We start from the raw sequence: 363 nt of genomic DNA, 5'->3' as shown, positions 1-363 counted from the left end.
CTTCCGGCTCACGACAGCACCATAGGTGAGCAGGTACGCTCTCCGGCAGCTCTTCAGCCATCGCCCGGCCGGGAGGCTGAGCGGAGTGTGGGGGATGCTAGACCAGCAGAGAGGGTCGAGCCGCTGGTGCCGGCGATCACGCATTATACTCGCAGCCTCGACGAGGTTGCCCGAGAGCGAGCGCGGCCAGATCTTGAGCGAGCGATGCAGGCGGTCCGGTCGGTTGGAGAGCGGGTCTATGTTGATCCGGAGACGGTCGCCGCAAGGGTCAGCGCCGCCATTGTGGACGGCAACATCGAGCGCGCGGAGTTGGTGAAGTCGGTGGCAGAGCGGCCGGAGCAGTTCGGGGAGTTGCTCGGAACG

Annotated in this window: 1 pseudogene; it reads left to right on the top strand. The window is 66.1% G+C overall.

Features of this window, described 5'->3' with window-relative positions:
• Nucleotides 1-87: 87 nt before the first annotated feature.
• Nucleotides 88-363 (top strand): annotated as a pseudogene (locus PY650_RS37745) (hypothetical protein); the annotation flags it as partial.

The organism is Martinezella calliandrae (genome assembly GCF_030272695.1).
Lineage (GTDB): Bacteria > Pseudomonadota > Alphaproteobacteria > Rhizobiales > Rhizobiaceae > Rhizobium > Rhizobium calliandrae.
Note: the sequence above shows the minus strand (reverse complement) of the source record. Positions and strands in the feature narration are given on the sequence as shown.